Genomic DNA, 17,767 nt, shown 5'->3' on the forward strand with positions numbered 1-17,767 from the left:
CCTTCCTTGTCAAGGAGGTTTAGCCCCTTCCCCCTCAGGGCCGGCGCGAAGGGGTTAGGATGGGGGCATGCTGGACCCCGTGGAGGCCCTGGCCCGCTTCCGCCTCCTGCCCCTTCTCACCCTCCGGGGAGGCGAGGACCTCGAGGCCCTGGGCCAGGCCCTGCTGGAGGAGGGCCTGCCCCTTTTGGAGGTCACCCTGCGCACCCCGGAAGGGCTCCAGGCCCTCCCCCGCCTGGCGGCCCAGGGGCTGGTGGTGGGGGCGGGGACGGTGCGCAGCCAAGACCAGGCGGCCAAGGCCCTAGCGGCGGGGGCGGCCTTCCTGGTCTCCCCCGCCCTGGTGGAGGAGGTGGCCCACCTGGCCCAGGAGCGCCAGGTGCCCTACTTCCCGGGGGTCCTGACCCCGGGGGAGGTGGAGCGGGCCCTGGGCCTGGGGCTTAGGGACCTTAAGTTCTTCCCCGCCAAGGCCTTCCACGCCCCCCAGGTCCTCCGGGCCTACGCCGAGGTCTTCCCCGAGGCCCGCTTCATCCCCACCGGGGGCCTCCGGGAGGAGGACCTGCCCCAGTACGCCCCCCTCCCCAACCTCCTGGCCTGCGGGGGAAGCTGGCTCCTGGAGGGGAGCCCCGCCGAGGTGCGCCGCCGGCTCCGGGCGGCCAAGGCCCTCCTCACCCCCCAAGCTCCCGGCTGATGCGCCGCGCCGCCTCCTGCACCAGGCGGGCCACCTCGGGGATCCGGGCCTCGTCCAGGTATAGGGCGGCGGTGGACACGCTCACCGCGGCCACAGGTTCCCCCTGGCCGTTGAGGATGGGGGCGGCCACGCACCGCACCCCGGGCTCGTTCTCCTCCAGGTCCACCGCGTAGCCCCGGGCCCGGGTGGCCTCGAGCTCGGCGGCGAAGGCCGGCCAGTCCCCTAGGGTCTTGGCGGTGCGCCGCAGCCCGGGGACAAAGGCCTGCCGCCAGCGCTCCGGGGGGGACCAGGCCAAAAGGGCCTTGCCCAAGGCGGTGGACTGGGCGGGAAAGCGGGCGCCGATCTGGCTGGCCAGCTGGAGCTCGCGGCGGCCCGGGACCTTGTCGATGTAGACCACCTCTTGGCCCTCGAGGATCCCCAGGTGCACGGTCTCCTGGGTGGCATCCCGCAGGGCCTCCAGGTGGGGCCGGGCCAGGGTGGGCAGGTGAAGCTGCCCGTAGGCCTTGAACCCCAGGCGGATGAGCTTGGGGCCCAGCCAGTACCCCTTCCGGGGCTCGTGCCGCAGGTAGCCCGCCCGGGCCAGGGAGGCCAGGATGCGGTAGGCGGTGCTCCGGCTCAGGCCCAGGGCCTGGGCCAGGCCCTGGAGGTCATGGACGCCCTCGGCCACCTTTTCCAGGAGCTGCAGGCCGCGCAGGAGGGTCTGGGTGCCGCTTGCCTCCGCGGTTTCCGTCTCGTGCCGGGGTAGGCGGGCCATCGGTCCCATTATATGGGAAATCCTTCCCGCAGGGCCAGGTATTGACACTATGTGGGAACAAGGAGTATATATTGGGACGAAAGGCAAGGTGAGGCCAATGAAACGATGGTGGGCGGTTGTATCGGCTTTGGCCCTGGGGGTGGGCCTGGCCCAGACCTATACCCTGCGCTACAACCACGTCCTGGGGCCCAACCACCCCTACCACGCCGGGCTCCAGGCCTGGGCGGAGCGGGTGGCCCAGCGGACCAACGGCGACCTGCGGATCCTGGTCTTCCACAGCGCCCAGCTGGGCATTGAGGAGGACATCATCGAGCAGCTGCGGCAGGGGGTGCCCCTGGGCCAGAACACGGACGGGGCCCGCCTGGGCAACTACGTGCGGGAGCTGGGGGTCTTCAACGGCCCCTACTTTGTGGACGATTATGCGGCCGTGGAGCGCCTGGCCCGCCTGCCCGTGGTCCAGGGGTGGGTGGAGCGCCTGGCCCAGCAGTACGGGATCCGCGTCCTCTGCTTCAACTGGGTCCAGGGCTACCGCCACTTCATGACCAACCGGCCCGTGCGCCGGCCCGAGGACCTGCGGGGCCTCAGGATCCGCACCCCCCCGGCCCCGGTGTGGCAGGAGTCCGTGCGGGCCCTGGGGGCCACCCCCGTGGCCCTGCCCTTTGGGGAGATCTACTCGGCCCTGCAGCAGCGGGCCATCGACGGGGTGGAGCTCGTTTACGCCAACGTGCCCGACATGAGCCTGTGGGAGGTCCTGCGCTACATCAACGAGACCAAGCACTTCCTCCTCATCAACTTCCAGATCGTGGGCGAGGCCTGGTACCAGCGGCTGCCCGCCAACTACCGCCAGATCCTGCGGGAGGAGTGCGCGCGGGCCGGGCGGGAAACCTCGCAACGCATCGCCGCCGAGGAGGAGCGCATCAAGCAGCTGGCGCAGCAGCGGGGGATGACCATCGTGAGCGACGTGGACCTGGCCGCCTTCCGGCGGGCGGCGGAGGCCGCCTACCAACGCCTGGGACTCAGGACGGTCCGGGACGCCCTGTACCAGGCCCTGAAGCGGTAAGCCGGGGCCCCCGGGTCCGGGGGCCCTCCCCTCTGCCATGAAAGGACTCCTGAACACCCTGCACCGCGTGGAGGAAGCCCTGGCCAAGGGCTTCCTCCTCACCTCCACCCTGGTGGTCTTCCTGGGAGGGGTGGGCCGCTTCCTCGGCCACCCCCTGGACTGGTCCATGGACCTGGCCACCTTCTGCTTCGCCTGGGCGGTCTTCCTGGGGGGCGACCTGGCCCTGAAGGCCGAGCGGCACGTGGCCGTGGAGAACCTGGTGCGGCTCCTTCCCCCTGGAGGGCGCCGCTGGATTCTGGCCCTGGTGTGGGGTGCGGTGGCCCTCTTCCTGCTGGTGCTCCTGGTCTACAGCCTCCAGGCGGCCTACCAGACCCGCTTCCGCAGCTTCCAAGGCATCCCCGGCTTCAGCTACAGCTGGGTGACCCTGAGCGTGGCCCTGGGGAGCCTCCTCATGTTCCTCACCGCCTTGGGCAAGCTGCGCGCCGCCTTCTCGAGGTAACCCATGCTCTTGAGCTTCGCCGTCTTCTTGCTCCTCCTCCTTTTGGGCATGCCTGTGGTTTTCGCCATCGGCATCGGCGGGCTGGTCTTCTTCCTGACCCAGCCGGGGTTGCAGCTCACCATGCCGGTCCAGCTGGCCCTGGCGGAAACCCAGAACTTCTCCCTTTTGGCCATCCCCACCTTCATCCTGGCCAGCAACCTGATGAACGAGCTGGGGGTCACCCGCAGGCTCCTCCAGTTCGCCTACGTGCTCACCGGTTTCCTGCGCGGGGGGCTGGCCCAGGTGAGCGTCCTCATGGGCTTCCTCATGGGAGGGGTTTCGGGGTCGGCCATCGCCGACGCCACCATGCAGGCCAGGCTCTTGGGGCCGGAAATGGTCCGCAAAGGGTACCCCCGCGGGTTCATCGCCGCCCTGCAGGGGTTCTCCGGCCTCCTGGCCGTGGCCATCCCCCCCAGCATCGGCCTGATCCTCTACGGGAGCATCGGCCAGGTCTCCATCGGCCAGCTCTTCGCCGGGGGCATCGGGGTAGGGGTGCTGATGGCCCTGAGCTACATGCTCACCGTGGCCTTTCTGGCGCGCCGCCAGGGGTACGCCCCCGAGGCCTCGGCTCCCCCCAAGGCCCGTGAGGTCTGGCAGGCCTTGCGGCAGAGTTTCTGGGCGGTCCTCTTCCCCTTTTTGCTCCTGGCCAGCCTGCGCTTTGGGGTCTTCGTGCCCTCGGAGGTGGGGGCGGCGGCGGTGGTCTACGCCCTCTTCGTGGGCCTGGTCTACCGGGAGCTCAGCCTGGAGCGCCTCGGCCGGGCCCTCTCCCACTCGGTGCGGGACGTGGGCATGGTGGCCCTCCTCATCTCCATGGCCGCCGTTCTGGGCTACGGGATGAAGTGGGAGATGGTGCCCCAGCAGGTTTCGGGGTTTCTGCTGGAGGCGATCCAGAACCCCCAGGTGGCCCTCCTCCTCATCCTGATCACCCTCCTTCTCCTGGGCACGGTGCTGGACTCCACGGTGATGATCATCCTCCTCACCCCCATCCTGGTTCCGGCGGCCAAGGCCCTGGGGATCGATCTGGTCTACTTCGGCGTGCTCATGGTCCTGACCTGCGCGGTGGGCCTCCTCACCCCCCCGGTGGGCCTTTCCATGTACTCGGTCTGCTCGGTGATGGGGTGTGGGATTGGGGAGTACGTGCGGGAGGGGTGGCCCCTCTTCCTGGCCACCCTTTGGGTCCTCCTTCTGGCCTACCTCTTCCCCGGGGTGGTCCTCTTCCTGCCCCGGCTGCTCTTCTAAGGGGGTAAAGGGATGCGGCTTAAGGGCAAACGCGCGCTGGTGATCGCGGCGGGACAGGGGATCGGGCGGGCCATCGCCCTGGCCTTCCGGGACGAGGGGGCCGAGGTCCTCGGGGCCACCCTGCACCCGGAGAAGCTGGAGGGGGTGGTGCCGGCGGTGCGCTTGGACGCCCGGGACAAAGGGGCCCTCCAGGCCCTCATCGGGGGGATGGCGCACCTGGACGTCCTGGTGAACGCCCAAGGGGTGGTGCCCGTGGGGGGGGTCCTCGAGGCCACGGACGAGGCCTGGGAGGAGGCCTTCCGCCTCAACGCCCAAAGCGTCTTCTGGGCCATGCAGGCCGCCCTACCCAAGATGGCGGCCCAAGGGGGCGGGAGCATCATCAACATCGCCTCCGTGGCCGCCTTCAAGGCGGTGCCCCAGCGCTTCGTCTACAGCGCCACCAAGGCCGCGGTGGTGGCCATGACCAGGGCAGCGGCCCTGGAGTTCGCCCCCCAGGGGGTGCGGGTCAACGCCATCTGCCCCGGCACCGTGGACACCCCCTCCCTGAGGGAGCGGGCCGGGGGAGAGGAGGGCCTGAAGGCCTTCGCCGAGCGCCAGCTCCTGAAGCGCCTGGGCCGTCCGGAGGAGATCGCCGCCCTGGCGGTCTACCTGGCCTCGGACGAGGGGGCCTTCGCCACGGGGGGCGCCTTCGTGGTGGACGGGGGGATGAGCCTATGAGGCTGAACGCCCAGGCTTTGGACCGCTTCGCCCAAGGGGTGCTCCGGGCAGCGGGGGCCGACGAGGCCTCGGCCGCGGCCACGGCCCAGGTCCTCCTGGACGCGGACCTGAAGGGGATCCACAGCCACGGCCTGGTACGGCTTCCCATCTACGTGCGCCGCCTCGAGGCCGGCCTGGCCAACCCCCGGCCCGTCCCCCGCCCCTTACGGGAGGAAGGGCCCCTGGTGCTGCTGGACGGGGACCAGGGCCTAGGCCCCCGGGTGGGCCTTTTGGCCGTGGAGCTAGCCCGGGAACGGGCCCGGGCCCACGGGGTGGGAGGGGTGGGGGTGCAGCGGAGCACCCACTTCGGTGCCGCCGGCTTCTACGCCGAGGCCCTGGCCCGGGAAGGGCTTTTGGGCCTGGTCCTGAGCAACGTGGAGCCCGACGTGGTCCCCTACGGGGGTAGGCGAGCCACCCTGGGGACCAACCCCCTGGCCTTCGCCGCCCCTGCCCCCCAGGGGGTGCTCCTGGTGGACCTGGCCACCTCCCAGGTGGCCATGGGCAAGGTCTTCCTGGCCCGGGCCCGGGGGGAGGCCATCCCGCCCGACTGGGGGGTGGACGAGGAGGGCCGGCCCACGCGGGACCCCCACCGGGTGCGGGCCCTCCTCCCCCTGGGCGGGCCCAAGGGGTACGCCCTGGCCCTCATGGTGGAGGTCCTGGCCGGGGTCCTGACCGGGGCCGGCATCGCCCACGGGGTGGGGCGGATGTACGACGAGTGGGACCGTCCCCAGAACGTGGGCCACTTCTTCCTGGCCCTGGACCCGGAAAGGCTGGTGGGGCAGGAGGCCTTCCGGGAGCGGATGGGCCTCCTCTGGCAGGCCATCAAGGCCACGCCCCCTGCCCCCGGGTTCCCCGAGGTCCTCCTGCCTGGGGAGCGGGAGGCCCGGCTGCGGGCCGAGCGCCTGGCCACGGGGGTGCCCCTGGAGGAGGCCACGGTCCGGTCCCTGAAGGAGCTGGGCGCCCGCTACGGCCTGGCCCTGGAGGTGGAAGGTGCCTGAGGTGGTGGCCGCCGGGGAGGCCATGGCCCTCCTCCTGGCCCCCCAGCCGGGCTACCTGCGCCACCAGACCTACCTGGAGCTGCGGATAGGGGGGGCGGAGGCCAATACCGCCATCGCCCTGGCCCGGCTGGGGTTTTCCGTGGCCTTCGCCACCTGGCTAGGCCGGGACGAGCTGGGCGAGGTGGTCCTCTCCCGGCTCAGGGCCGAGGGGGTGGAGGTCTGGGCCAACCGGGTGGAGGCCCCCACCGGCCTCTACCTCAGGGAGCGCCTCCCCGGAGGGCGGGGGCGGGTCCACTACCGCCGGGCAGGCTCGGCGGCAAGCCGCATGGGGCCCGGGGCCTTTGACCCCGGGGGCCTCGAGGGGGCCAAGGTCTTCCACCTCACGGGCATCACCCCTGCCCTTTCGGAAAGCGCCCGGGCCTTCGCCCTCTGGGCCCTGCGGGAGGCCAAGGAGCGGGGTGTGCGGGTCAGCCTGGACGTGAACCACCGGCGCAAGCTCTGGTCGGCGGAAGCGGCCCGGGGCTTCCTGGAGGAGGCCCTCCCCCTGGTGGACCTCCTCTTCCTGAGCGAGGAGGATGCCAGGCTCTGGTCCACGGAGCCCCAGGACCTGCTCCCCGCCCTGGCCGCGCGGGGGCCCAAGGAGGTGGTGCTCAAGCGAGGCCGCAAAGGGGCCCTGGCCCTGGTGGGGGGAAGCCCCGTGGCCGCGGAGGCCTTCCCCGTGGAGGAGCTGGACCCCGTGGGGGCGGGGGATGCCTTCAACGCCGGCTACCTGGCAGGGCTGCTTTGGGGAAAGCCCCCGGAGGAGCGCCTCCGGCTGGGGTGCGCCCTGGGGGCCCTGGCGGTTACGGTGATGGGGGACTACGAAGGGGCCCCATCCCCCGAAGAACTCCTGGCCTTCTTGGGACAGGAACACACCATGGACCGATAGGGGTGGGAAGATGCGCGTGGCGTTGGTGACAGGAGGAAGCCGGGGCATCGGCCTGGCCCTGGTTCAGGAACTGCTGGCCAAGGGGTTCAAGGTGGGCGTGGCCAGCCGCCACCCCGAGACCGCCGTGGCCGACCTGACCCGTCAGGGGCTGGCCGCTTTTGCGGTCCCCATAGACCTGGAGCACGAACCCCCCGAGAAGGCAGTGGCCCAGGCGGTGGCCCAAGGGGGGTTGCACGTTCTGGTCCACGCCGCAGGGATCAACGTGCGCAAGCCGGCCTTGGAGCTGGGCTACGAGGAGTGGCGGCGGGTGCTCTACCTGCACCTGGACGTGGCCTTTCTGTTGGCCAAGGCCGCGGCCCCCCACATGGCCCAGGCGGGCTGGGGACGGATCCTCTTCCTCGGCTCCGCCACCACCTTCACCTCCGGGGGCCCCGTACCCATCCCCGCCTACACCACGGCCAAGACCGCCCTGCTGGGCCTCACCCGGGCCTTGGCCAAGGAATGGGCCCCCTTGGGCATCCGGGTCAACCTCCTCTGCCCAGGCTACGTGAAGACGGAGTTCACCGCCCCGGTGTGGGGCAACCCCGAACTCTACAACCCCATCACCGCCCGGATCCCCCTGGGGCGGTGGGCCTCGCCGGAGGAGATCGCCAAGGTGGGGGCCTTCCTCTGCACGGACGAGGCCGGGTACCTGACCGGCCAGGCGGTGGTGGTGGACGGGGGGTTTTTGGCCTACTGACCCTCCCCTCCCCCGGGCCTGCCCTTGGCCCAGACCAGGGAGAGGAGGAGGACCAGGGCGGAAAGCCCCCAAAAGGCCAAAGCGGTGGGGCTCCCGAAGAGGTACCCCGGGTCCCCCGCCCCCAGGATGAGGGCCCGGCGCAGGTTGATCTCCATCAGGTAGCCCAGGACCAGGCCGAGGAGGATGGGGGGCAGGGGAACCTCCAGCTTGCGCAGCAGGTAACCCAGGAAGCCGAAAGCGGTCATGAGGAGGAGGTCAAAGGGGTTGTGGTTGACCGCGTACACCCCCACGAAGCTGATGGCCAGGATACTGGGAAGGAGGTAGTACGCCGGGACCCTGAGCACCTGGACGAAGAGGACCATTGTAATCCCTAACGGCTAACATTTAGCCCTATGTACACGTCAAAACCTCCATAGGGCATAACCCCAAGGGACTTCCGCGCCTTCCTCCCCCTGCACCCCAGAGGGCAAGCGCCCAAAGGGTGAGCAGGTCCAGCCCCGCCCGGAAGAGGCTCTGTCCCAGCCTCCCGTGCTTCTTGGGCCTCACCGGACGCACCCGGTGCAGCACAAGCCCCGTCCGAAACGCCCACACGAAGGCCAGGCTCAAGGGGACCAAAAGCCGCGAAAGCCTCTCCCCCCGCGTCACGTGCGTGGCCTCCAGGTCAAATCCCCGCCCCTTCAGGGCCCCAAAGAGCCGCTCTATCCCCCACCTGAGCCCGTACACCTCCAGCACCCGGTGAGGGTCCAGGTCCGTAGCCACAATCAGCCACTCCCGGACCCCAAGGCGCAACCCCACCACCCACATGCGCCGCCCGTAGACCCAGTACCGCCGCCTGGGCACCCGGCTCTCTCCCACCTTCAGGGAGGCAAAGAGCTCCCAGGCCCGAGGGCCCGAGCCCAACCGCCACATCCGGGTGTTGGCCTTGATTCGGATGCACCGGGGGATGCCCTTCTCCTCCAGGTACCGGAACCACGCCTCCCCTATGAACTCCCGATCCGCCAGGAACCCCTCCACCCGGAGGTGGGGGAAGTGGGCCCTCAGGAAAGCCAAGGCCCTCTCCATCAGGGCGATGCGTTCGGGGGTGGAGGAGTTGCCGTCGTGGGGAAGGAAGCTCCAGAACAGGGGGACGGCCAGGCCTTGGTACAGGAAGGCCAGCATCAGGAGGTTGACCTTGCTCTTCCCCAGCTCCCACTCGGTCCGGTCCATGACCAGGAGGAGCCCTTGGGGTCGGAGGAGGGCGAAGATGAAGCGGGCATAGCCCTCCCCGTCCAGCCCCGGCCAGGCCAAGAACCGCTGGAACCTTCGGTAGGCGGAGCGGGGGTCAGGGCTGGCTATGGAGCCGAGGGAAAGAGCGAGTCTGGGGCCGCTTGTGGTGCGGGCGGTGACCAGAGCCATCACCAGGGCGGCCAGGAAGGTGAGGCGCCTGAGGTCGGCCTTCCAGTATCGCTTCAAGGCGTTGATGAGTGGGGTAAGCTGTTCCATGGGGACCACCTCCTATGGGTACCTGCCCATCCACGTGGGCGCAGGTCCATCCTAAAGGGGTGGTCCCACGTTTTGACGTGTACTGAGCATTTAGCCACTCAGTGACTAAATATCCACCATCTGCCCCTCTACCCCGTAGACCCCTTCTCAGGACCCGCGCCTCGGCCCGGACCCGCCCGTAGGGGTGGCAGGCCCTGGGGAGGCCGCATCTGCGGAGCCAGCCCTCCTGCATGGCGGCCTCGAGGAGGGTCCTAGGCGGTGTCCAGACCAAGGGGTCCAGGCGCCTCCCCCCAGTTGGGGGGCACGGTGGGGGCAAGGCGGGCCGCCCCGCCCCCACGCCACGGCCAAAGGGGGAGGAAGGCCTCGAGGACCCCCTACCGCTCGGGGAAATCCCTAACCGCCAAGGCCGCCATCTCCCACCTCCGCCACGAAAAGGTGCCAGGCCTCCCCCCCATCCCGCCGCACGGCCAGGTGGTAGTGGAAGGGCCTCAGGCGCGGGCTCACCTCCGCCAGGGCCCGCTCAAAGGGGGAAAGGAAGAAGTCCCGCCCCATGGCCCACTCCCTTGGGCTAAGGGCGTGCCGGGGGCGCACCACCAGGACCAGCCTCCCCCCCGGCCTCAGGGCCGGAAGGGCGTAGTCCAAAAGGCCCTGCAGGTACTCCACGTAGGCGGCGTACCGCTCCTCCGGGGGCGCCTTCTCCCCCTCCTCCTTGAGCCAGGAGGCGAAGGTGGGGGGGTGAAGGACCAGGAGGGCGGCCTCCCCCTGGAAGCGGCGGGGCAGGTCCCGGATGTCCGCCCGCTCCACCCTCGGCCCTTTGGGGCAGGTATCCCCGCCCCAGGCTCGCCGCCCCAGGCCCAGGGCCTCCTCCACCACCGTGCCGTAGCCGGCCATGGGGTCCACCACCAGTTCCCCGGGGAGGGAGTAGAGGGCCACCAGGGCCCGGGCCACCCCGGGGGCCAGGGCCTCGGGCCGGGGGTCCTCCGGGTAGAGCCAGACGGGCGCCCCCAGGTCCACCCCCCCTTCCTCCCGGGGCAGGGCCTTGAGGGCCTCAGGGGGGCGGCCCTGGAGGTCCTCTAGGGCCAGCCTTCCCGCCCGGAGGAGGCGGTTTAGGCGGTGGGCGTGCCACAGGGGAAGCCCCGCCCTCAAGGCCTCCCGCAAGGGCTCAGGCAGGAAGGCCACGGGCAGGAGGTCGTGCCGCAGGTACTTGGGCTTCAGGCCCAAGCCCTGGGCGAAGGTGCGGAAAGCCTCCCGAGGAAGGGCCAGCAACCCCTGGACCACCTCCCCTTCCTCCCCTTCCAGACCCAGGCCTTGGGCTGCGCGCAAGACCTCCTCATAGACCTGCCAGGCACCCCGCTTCATGCCCTTCAGGCTAGGCCCGCCCCGGGTTTCTGTTCAACCGACGGATCCCCCTGGCCCACCATGGACGACGGGTGGGGGCTCCTCGGGCTCCACCGGGCCCGTGGATTAAACTGGTGGGCAATGGCCGCTCACCGTACCTCCTCTAAGGAGGCCCTAGCCCGGCCCAAGCACTTTGATGAGGCCAACGTGGCCCGGCTGGGGCTCATCTCCATCCAGGAACGGATTCCGGAAGGGTACTCCTCCTGGGAGGAGGAGTTTGAGTTCCTCGGCAAGCCGGTGAAGCTGGCCTGCTACGCCAGCGAGAAGGTGGGGGGCGTGCCCCACGGCCTGGACAACGAGGTGTCCCTGGCCCTCATCGCCCTCTACTTCAACGCCGGCAGCCCCGAGGACGGTACCTTTACCGCCACGCCTTACCAGATCCTCAAGCTCATGGGCCTGGACACCTCCGGCTACTACTACCAGGCCCTCAAGGAGAGCCTCATGCGCCTCACCACCGCCACCTATGTCCTCTCCGAGGCCTGGCGGGCGGACGGGCGCTGGCAGAGCGTCACCTTCCGCTACATCGAGAAGCTGGAGTACACCTCCTCGGCCGAGGGCAAACTGGACCGGGCCAGCGTGCTGCGCATCACCTTGGCCAAGGAGATCGTGCGCTCCCTGAAGCAGAACTACGTCAAGCCCATCGACATCGAGTTCATGGCCAGCCTCAAGCGCCCCTTGAGCCGGGCCCTTTACCGCCTTCTGGACGCCCAGCGCTTCTCCCCCGAAAACCCCTCTCCCCTCCCCCGCTTTGAGGTGAACCTCATGGAGTGGGCCGCGGCCTGCAAGATCGTGCACAAGCGCCCCGACAAGGTGCGGCGTACCCTCGAGCCCGCCCACGAGGAGCTCATCGCCCGACGCTACCTCCAGTCGGTGGAGTACATCGGCCGGGGGCAGCAGCAGACCATCGTCTACGTCTTCGGCGAGGAGGCGGGCGGGGTGGCGGACATGGAGGCGGTGGACCTTCTCATGGCCGAGGGGCTTTCCTTCACCTCCGCCTACTCCTTGGCCCGGCGCTACTCCCTGGCCCACATCAAGGACCGGCTGGAGCGGTTCCGGAGCATCCTGGCCTCGGGGTACAAGCCCAAAAACCGGCTGGGCTTTCTGGTGGACGTGATCCGCGACGAAGAGGGCAAGTACCGCCGGGCCCTTCCCCCTGCCCAGGGCCGGCGGGCCCAGGCCCACCGGGAGGAGGAGGAGGCCCGGCGCATTGAGGAAGAAGCCGAGCGGGAGTGGCAGCGGATGCCTAAGGAGGCCCAGGTGCGCCGGGCCCTCCAGGTGGCCCAGCTGGTCCTGCGCTCCCGGATCAGCGTGGGGGAGCTGGAGGAGCTGGCCCGCCTCATGGAGGCGGGCCAGCTAGAGCCCAGGGCGGTGGTGGAGGAGCTGAAGGCCGCCGCCAGCGGGGGACGTTTAGAGGAATGGCTCCAAACATTTCGCCAGGGCCTCGCGGAATAGGGGTATCGGAAGACTTGGGGAGTCGGGAAGGGGCCTCGAGGGCCCAAGCGGGGCAAAACGCCTTCGTAACGGGCTTTTTCTGCTCACCCCCCCATATCGGAAGACTTGGGGAGTTTGGGGGGCAAAGTATCGGAAGACTTGGGGAGTTCGGCCCACCCCCCTATCGGAAGACTTGGGGAATTGGTATCGGAAGACTTGGGGAGTTTCTATCGGAAGACTTGGGGAGTTTGCGGGGAGGGGTATCGGAAGACTTGGGGAATTGGTATCGGAAGACTTGGGGAGTTCTATCGGAAGACTTGGGGAGTTTACCACCCCGACTTGCGTCCTGGAGGCGCTTCCTCTCCCCTCCCCCCGCCCCCTTGTTGTTGATCAACATTTAGTCAAAGAATTAAGACCTTTATCTTTTAAAAGAGATCAACATCAAGGGCAGATTGCTTCACAAGGTTCCAAAAATACTCGACCACAAGATGCGAGCCCCTCCTGCGGGCCACAACCCCCTCAAGGGGAAAGTGCTGCCTCCTAGTCCCGCCCTTTCCTGTAGAATGAGGTTTCAATGGAACAGGCCTTGGCGGCGGATCGCGTGTGGGTGGCGTTGGACCTCGAGGCCACCTCGTCCCGTCCGGAGGAGGCGGAGATCCTGGAGGTGGCGGCGGTGGACACCTTGGGGCGCACCTTCCGCCGCTACCTGGTTACCCAAAACCCTCTGGGGCCGGATCACGAGGCGTTTCGCCTCACGGGGATTCCTTATGGGGAGTACCAAGCCAACAAGGTGCTCCCCGGGCAGGCCCTCGTGGAACTCTTGGAGTTTTTGGGGGCGCGGCCCCTGGTGGGCCACAACCTTCTCCGCTATGACCTTCCCCTTTTGGGGCGTTACCTGAAGGATCTGGACCTTTCCCTCCCGGCCAGGAGTGTCCTGGATACCCTACGCTTGGCTCACCTTCTCTTCCCTGTGCCTCCCCCGGGCCTCGAGGGATACCGCTTAGGCGACCTCTACCGCTTCTTCACCGGCCATGAGCTTCAAGGGGCACACCGGGCCCTGGAGGATGCCCGGGCCAACCTCCAGGTTCTGGACCACCTAATGGCTTGGGGAAAGGAGCACCTTGCCACCCATCCGGGTTTGGTAAGAGCCTGGCGGGAGCTTGGCCTTAGGGAGGCTGCCCTCTTCCCCGAGGTACCGGGCTTGGTGAAGGACCTCCTGGCGCGAGCGGCTGATGTGAGGGAGTTTTTTGTGGAGGCGGAGGGGAAGCCCCTGCCTTCCCTGGATAACCTGGGCCCCGACCTGCTACCTACCCGCCGGGAGGCTCAGCAAAGGATGTTCCACCTGGTGGCAGCGGCCTTGGACCAGGGTATTCCATTGCTCCTTCAAGCCCCTACAGGCACCGGGAAGACCAAGGGCTACCTCTACCCAGCCCTGGGGCGGGAGGGAGTAACCTGGGTGGCCACCCATACCAAAGTCCTCCAGGCCCAAGTCCTGGACGAGCTCCGTGAGGTGGCGCAAAGGGGCTACCGGGTTCGTGCGGCCCTGGTCAAAAGCGCCCGGGACGCCCTCTGTCCGGACCGCCTCCTGGAGGCATTTCTGGAAGAACGCAAGGCTGGCAGCGAGGAAGCGCGCTTGGCGGTGGGGGTTCTCCTCCACTATGCGGCCCTGGGCTTCCACGACCTCGAAGCCCTCCCTGCTTACTGGCATTTCCAGGAGGGCTTCCGCGCCGTGCGGGCCCGGGTAGGTACCAACCCCATACGCTGCCGCGAAGCCTGCCCCTTCTTCGCCTACTGCGCCTTCCAGCGGATGGAAGCAAAAAGGAAGAGGGCTACCCTTCTGGTGACCAACCAGGCTTACCTGCTGCAGCACTTCCTAGAGGCGGGCACCGGGCCCACCCTCGAGGCTACCCCCAGCCTGGTGGTGGACGAAGCCCACCACTTGGAGGAGGTGGCCACCGAGGCCCTAACGGAACAGGTAGACGGGGAAGGCTTGCGGCACCTCCTTGAACGCCTTGCTGACCAGGATAGGGGGCGGGGCCTTCTCCTTAACGAAGAATACCTCCGCCCACTGGGGGAAGAGGCCCGGGCCAAGGCCAAGGAGTTGGCAGCGGAAGGGGTACCCCGGGCTGCCGGGGTCCTGGAGGCTTATGGAAATCGCTTGGAGGCTTTTTTGAAGCAATGGGGCAGGGGAAGCCCTGAGTACGGGCTTTACCTGCCGCTGGACCGCACCTGGCCCCGGCATGAGGCCTATCCCCTTCTCCGCCGCGAGGAGCAGGCCCTCATAAGGGTCCTCGCCTATCTTCTGGAAAAAGTTCAAGAACTACGGGACCTTGCACCCCGCTCCCTGCTCGCCCTAGAGTTGGACTCCATTCTTCGGGAGTTTCGGATTTATTTGGATTTATTACGTGAAAGAGAGGAGGCCTTGGAAAAGGGGGGGGATGACAGCAGCCTGTACGTTTCCCGCCTTGATCCCGTAACCGGAACCTGGGCCCATCTGAAAGAGCCGGTGGAGGTGGCACCCCAGCTGGAACGGGGGTTGTGGCCCAAATTCCGTGGTGTGGTCCTGACCAGCGCCACCTTGAGGGTACCCACGGAGAAGGATCCGGAAGGGTTTTCCTTTTTGCAGCGGATCTTGGGCTTACCTGAGAAAGCCAAAAAGGAAGCCCTTCCCCCGAGCCTACCTTACGAGAAGGCGACCTTACTGGTACCCCACCATTTGCCAGAGGCCAGGGAGAGCACCCTTCCCCGCTTTCAACGCCTTTTGCACCAAGAACTCCGCCTGATCCTCCAGGCAGTGCCCCGCACCCTTACCCTTTTCACCAGCCTCCGGCGTCTGGAGGAAGCCAGAAGGGCCTTGGAGGACCTTCCCCATCTGCGCGCCCCCCTTACCCGCCGTGAGCGGGAGGATACCCTCCGCCTGGCCCGCGCCAACCCGGAGGCTCCCCTGGCCGCCCTAGGGTCCCGAAGCTTTATGGAGGGGGTGGATATTCCCCACCTCAAGCTGGTCAACCTGGAGCGCATACCTTTCCCTTACCCTTCCCCCCTGGTGCGCAAACGCATGGAGCGGGCCTATGAGTATGGGCTGGACGGCTGGGAAGACTACTATCTGCCCAAGGCGGTGCTGGCCTTTGTCCAGGCTTTTGGCCGTCTGGTCCGGGATGACCGGAAGCGGGCGGGTAGGGGTGCTTTCGTCCTGTGGGATAAAAAACTACTCCATGCGTCGTACCAGGAGCCCTTCTACCGCGCTCTGCCCGAAGGTGTGGGCCGCCTCTTCCCCGGAACCCGGGAAGCCTTTTACCGAGCCTTGGGGGAGGCTTTGGACCTCCCCCTACCGGTACCGGCCGAGGAGTTTCCTGAGGCACCCTGGGCCCAGGTTCAGGCCATCCTGAGGAACCCGCTGCTTTCCAACCTGGAGAAGGGCCGGCGGGTGGCTAAAGAGGTGTACCGGCTGGTGCTGGCCGAAGATCGCTGGGCCAAACAGGCGGAAGCCATCCAGGCAGCCCTCGAGGGCCACCACCTCCTCGCCCTACTCCCCACCGGTTTCGGTAAGAGCTTGGCCTTTCAGATCCCCGCCTGGCTCCAGGAGGGGCTTACCCTGGTGGTTTCGCCCCTGGTGGCCCTGATGAAGGACCAGGCAGACCGGCTGGCGGAGCTAGGCTTGCCTGCCTTGGCCCTGCACGGGCTGATGTCGGGCGGGGAACAACGGGGCGTGCTGGACGAGGTGCGCCAAGGAAGGGTACACCTCCTGTACGTGGCCCCCGAGCGGATCAACCGAAGCAGCGAACTCCAGAAACTCCTGAAGGAGTTCCGCGCTGCGGGCAGGCTGGCCCGGGTGGTGTTTGACGAGGCCCACTGCCTCCTGGAGTGGGGCTTTGACTTCCGTCCCGACTACCTGCGGGCCCTGGAGTGGCTCAAAGGGCTGGCTCTGCCCATGAGCTTTTTCACCGCTACCTTGACCCCGGAGGAACGGGTGCGGCTTAAGCAGGTGGCGGGCCTGAGGGAGGTGGTGGAGGTCCTGCCCGACACCTTCCACCGGGAGAACCTGCGCTTCGTGGTGCGTCAGGCCCGGGGAGAGGTGGACAAGTTTGCCCATCTGGCCCAGGCGCTACTTTGGGTGCAGAAGGAGGGGGGAAGCGCCATCGTCTACGCCACCAGCCGGGCGGAAACGGAGCGGCTGGCTTGGGCCTTGGGCAAGCTCTTCCCCGGGCTAGGGGTGGAAGCCTACCACGCGGGGCTCGGTCCCCACATCCGGCGCGAGGTCCAGGAGCGCTTTACCCAGGGGGTAAGCCGGGTGGTGGTGGCGACCACCGCCTTTGGCATGGGGGTGGATAAGGCGGACGTGCGTTTGGTGGCCCACTGGCGTCCCCCCTTGAGCCTCGAGGAGTACATCCAGCAGGCAGGCCGTGCGGGCCGGGATGGGAAGGAGGCCTACGCCTTCCTGCTCTACACCGTCGGGGACTGGAACTTCCTGCGCTGGATGGCCGGGCTAAGCAGGCGTTCTTCCTGGGAAGTCTACGCGGAAGCCCTCCTAAAGCGCCTGGAAACAGGGGCGTTCCGGGGGTACAAGAAAGACCTCTTGCAGAGCCTGCGCCAACAACTTGGAGAAAGTGTAGCGGAGGAGGTGGGAGTGGGGGAAGAGGAGGACGAGCCAGAGGGGATAGAAGGACCCGCTCCCCTTGGCTCAGAGGAACTGGACCTCCTGTTGGCCGGCCTGGAACGGGCGGGGGTTTTGCGTTTCCAGTACCTTCCCGGTAGGGCTTCCCTTCTCCTTTTCCCTGAGGAGTTGGACCGCCTGAGGCGCCGTGAGCCTGGGCTCTCTTCCCTGCTGGAGCGTGCTGTTTTCCGGGGCAGTCCTCGTCAGGGGGAGGTTTTTTTGGACATGAGCCGTCTTCCTCTGGAGCAGGCCGAGGAACTGGACAACGGCCTTTACCGTGCTTACCGGGAAGGATGGCTGCGCCTTTACCACTACCGGGAACCCCTCCTTTTGGTGGAGCGTTCCCCTACAGCCCAGGGCCAAAACCTGGATGCCTGGCGGCAGGATCGTGAGAAAGCCGTACGCCTGGCGCAGGAGCGCCTGGATGCGGTGCGGGAGTATGCCACCCGTAGCCGCTGCCGGGCTGGGGTTCTCCTGGCCCACATCAACGGGGAAAGGCGACGCTGCGGTACCTGCGATACTTGCTCGGGGGACCTGGGGCCTTGGGAAGGATTGGAAACCTTCCAATCAGAAGAGCTTCTTCGCGCCTATAAGCCTTTGGATACGCTTCTGGCTTTCTTCCGTTGGGTGGAGGAACACTACCTCCAAAACCCTTATCTGGGCCGTCAGGCCACCCTTATGGCCTTGAGGGGTAAGGACCGGACCAAGGATGGCCTTCTTTCTCCCCGTTACCGCGATAACGCCTTGTTTGGTCACCTCTCCTTCCTGAAGCCTAAGCAGCTGGAGCGGGCCTTTGAGGAAGCGTTGCGGCTAGGGTACTTGGAGAAAAAGGCGGTTTGGCAGGGGCGCGACCTTTTCGGCCTAACCGAGGCAGGGCGGAAGCGGCTGCGGAGGTGAGCGTGAAGGAAAAGGGAGAGAGAACGCCGCCCACCTTTAGGGTCCCCTCCTTAGGGGAACTTCCTGAGCGCTCGGGAGGGTGTCGTCCGGAGGACCTTCCCAGGCCCGTCTTCACCCCGACCCCCGAGGGTGACCTTCCCTTGTTGGGGGAAGGTTCCCAGCAGGAGGATTCCGAAAACCCAAAGGAGGAACGACAGGTTTGGAGGCT

The 17,767-nt window shown here is 67.7% G+C and carries 14 protein-coding genes; 10 read left to right on the forward strand and 4 right to left on the reverse strand.

The genetic code is table 11. From position 1 onward, the window contains the following. Window positions 1-67 precede the first annotated feature (67 nt). Window positions 68-685, forward strand: a complete 618-nt coding sequence (locus TCCBUS3UF1_RS00535) for a bifunctional 4-hydroxy-2-oxoglutarate aldolase/2-dehydro-3-deoxy-phosphogluconate aldolase (protein WP_014514530.1) — start codon at window positions 68-70, stop codon at window positions 683-685. Here the strand turns inward: TCCBUS3UF1_RS00535 and TCCBUS3UF1_RS00540 are convergent. Next, window positions 663-1,439: an IclR family transcriptional regulator gene (locus TCCBUS3UF1_RS00540; protein ID WP_014514531.1), complete on the reverse strand. Its 777-nt coding sequence runs from the start codon at window positions 1,437-1,439 to the stop codon at window positions 663-665. The two genes, TCCBUS3UF1_RS00535 and TCCBUS3UF1_RS00540, sit on opposite strands and share 23 nt — an antisense overlap. 97 nt (window positions 1,440-1,536) lie before the next feature. Here TCCBUS3UF1_RS00540 and TCCBUS3UF1_RS00545 point away from each other — a divergent pair, with 97 nt between their 5' ends. From TCCBUS3UF1_RS00545 to TCCBUS3UF1_RS00575, 7 genes are read left to right on the forward strand one after another with little or no spacing between them, the layout of a single operon-like run. Continuing rightward, window positions 1,537-2,499 carry a C4-dicarboxylate TRAP transporter substrate-binding protein gene (locus TCCBUS3UF1_RS00545; protein ID WP_014514532.1) on the forward strand — a complete coding sequence of 321 codons (963 nt, stop codon included), beginning with the start codon at window positions 1,537-1,539 and terminating at the stop codon, window positions 2,497-2,499. Window positions 2,500-2,536: 37 nt separating this feature from the next. After that, on the forward strand, window positions 2,537-2,998 hold the full coding sequence (locus tag TCCBUS3UF1_RS00550) for a TRAP transporter small permease (protein ID WP_014514533.1): 462 nt from the start codon (window positions 2,537-2,539) through the stop codon (window positions 2,996-2,998). A gap of 3 nt (window positions 2,999-3,001) precedes the next feature. After that, entirely contained in the window at window positions 3,002-4,276 is a 1,275-nt protein-coding gene (locus tag TCCBUS3UF1_RS00555; protein ID WP_014514534.1) for a TRAP transporter large permease, read from the forward strand. A gap of 12 nt (window positions 4,277-4,288) precedes the next feature. Next, on the forward strand, window positions 4,289-4,993 hold the full coding sequence (locus TCCBUS3UF1_RS00560; RefSeq protein WP_014514535.1) for an SDR family oxidoreductase: 705 nt from the start codon (window positions 4,289-4,291) through the stop codon (window positions 4,991-4,993). Further along, entirely contained in the window at window positions 4,990-6,030 is a 1,041-nt protein-coding gene (locus TCCBUS3UF1_RS00565; protein WP_014514536.1) for an Ldh family oxidoreductase, read from the forward strand. Before TCCBUS3UF1_RS00560 ends, TCCBUS3UF1_RS00565 begins: the two co-directional genes overlap by 4 nt. Continuing rightward, the gene (locus TCCBUS3UF1_RS00570) at window positions 6,023-6,958 is read left to right on the forward strand and encodes a sugar kinase (protein ID WP_014514537.1); all 936 of its coding nucleotides are present in this window, start codon (window positions 6,023-6,025) and stop codon (window positions 6,956-6,958) included. The genes TCCBUS3UF1_RS00565 and TCCBUS3UF1_RS00570 overlap by 8 nt, the downstream gene beginning before the upstream one ends. A 10-nt stretch (window positions 6,959-6,968) precedes the next feature. After that, window positions 6,969-7,697 (forward strand): SDR family NAD(P)-dependent oxidoreductase, encoded by a 729-nt coding sequence (locus tag TCCBUS3UF1_RS00575; protein ID WP_041433612.1) that lies wholly within the window; start codon window positions 6,969-6,971, stop codon window positions 7,695-7,697. On the opposite strand, the gene TCCBUS3UF1_RS00580 is transcribed toward TCCBUS3UF1_RS00575, so the two are convergent. From TCCBUS3UF1_RS00580 to TCCBUS3UF1_RS12295, 3 genes are all read right to left on the reverse strand, one after another. Next, window positions 7,691-8,059, reverse strand: a complete 369-nt coding sequence (locus TCCBUS3UF1_RS00580; RefSeq protein WP_014514539.1) for a tripartite tricarboxylate transporter permease — start codon at window positions 8,057-8,059, stop codon at window positions 7,691-7,693. The genes TCCBUS3UF1_RS00575 and TCCBUS3UF1_RS00580 overlap by 7 nt on opposite strands. Before the next feature lie 28 nt (window positions 8,060-8,087). After that, on the reverse strand, window positions 8,088-9,179 hold the full coding sequence (locus TCCBUS3UF1_RS00585; RefSeq protein ID WP_014514485.1) for an IS4 family transposase: 1,092 nt from the start codon (window positions 9,177-9,179) through the stop codon (window positions 8,088-8,090). 393 nt (window positions 9,180-9,572) lie between these two features. After that, window positions 9,573-10,538 carry a hypothetical protein gene (locus TCCBUS3UF1_RS12295; protein WP_014514540.1) on the reverse strand — a complete coding sequence of 322 codons (966 nt, stop codon included), beginning with the start codon at window positions 10,536-10,538 and terminating at the stop codon, window positions 9,573-9,575. A 120-nt stretch (window positions 10,539-10,658) separates the two neighbouring features. On the opposite strand from TCCBUS3UF1_RS12295, the gene TCCBUS3UF1_RS00595 reads away from it, so the two are divergent. After that, entirely contained in the window at window positions 10,659-12,029 is a 1,371-nt protein-coding gene (locus TCCBUS3UF1_RS00595; protein WP_014514541.1) for a replication initiator protein A, read from the forward strand. A gap of 553 nt (window positions 12,030-12,582) precedes the next feature. Then, window positions 12,583-17,559, forward strand: coding sequence for a RecQ family ATP-dependent DNA helicase (locus TCCBUS3UF1_RS00600; protein ID WP_014514542.1), 4,977 nt, complete (start codon window positions 12,583-12,585; stop codon window positions 17,557-17,559). Window positions 17,560-17,767: the final 208 nt, after the last annotated feature.

It is taken from the genome of Thermus sp. CCB_US3_UF1 (genome assembly GCF_000236585.1).
In the GTDB taxonomy this organism is placed as follows: domain Bacteria; phylum Deinococcota; class Deinococci; order Deinococcales; family Thermaceae; genus Thermus.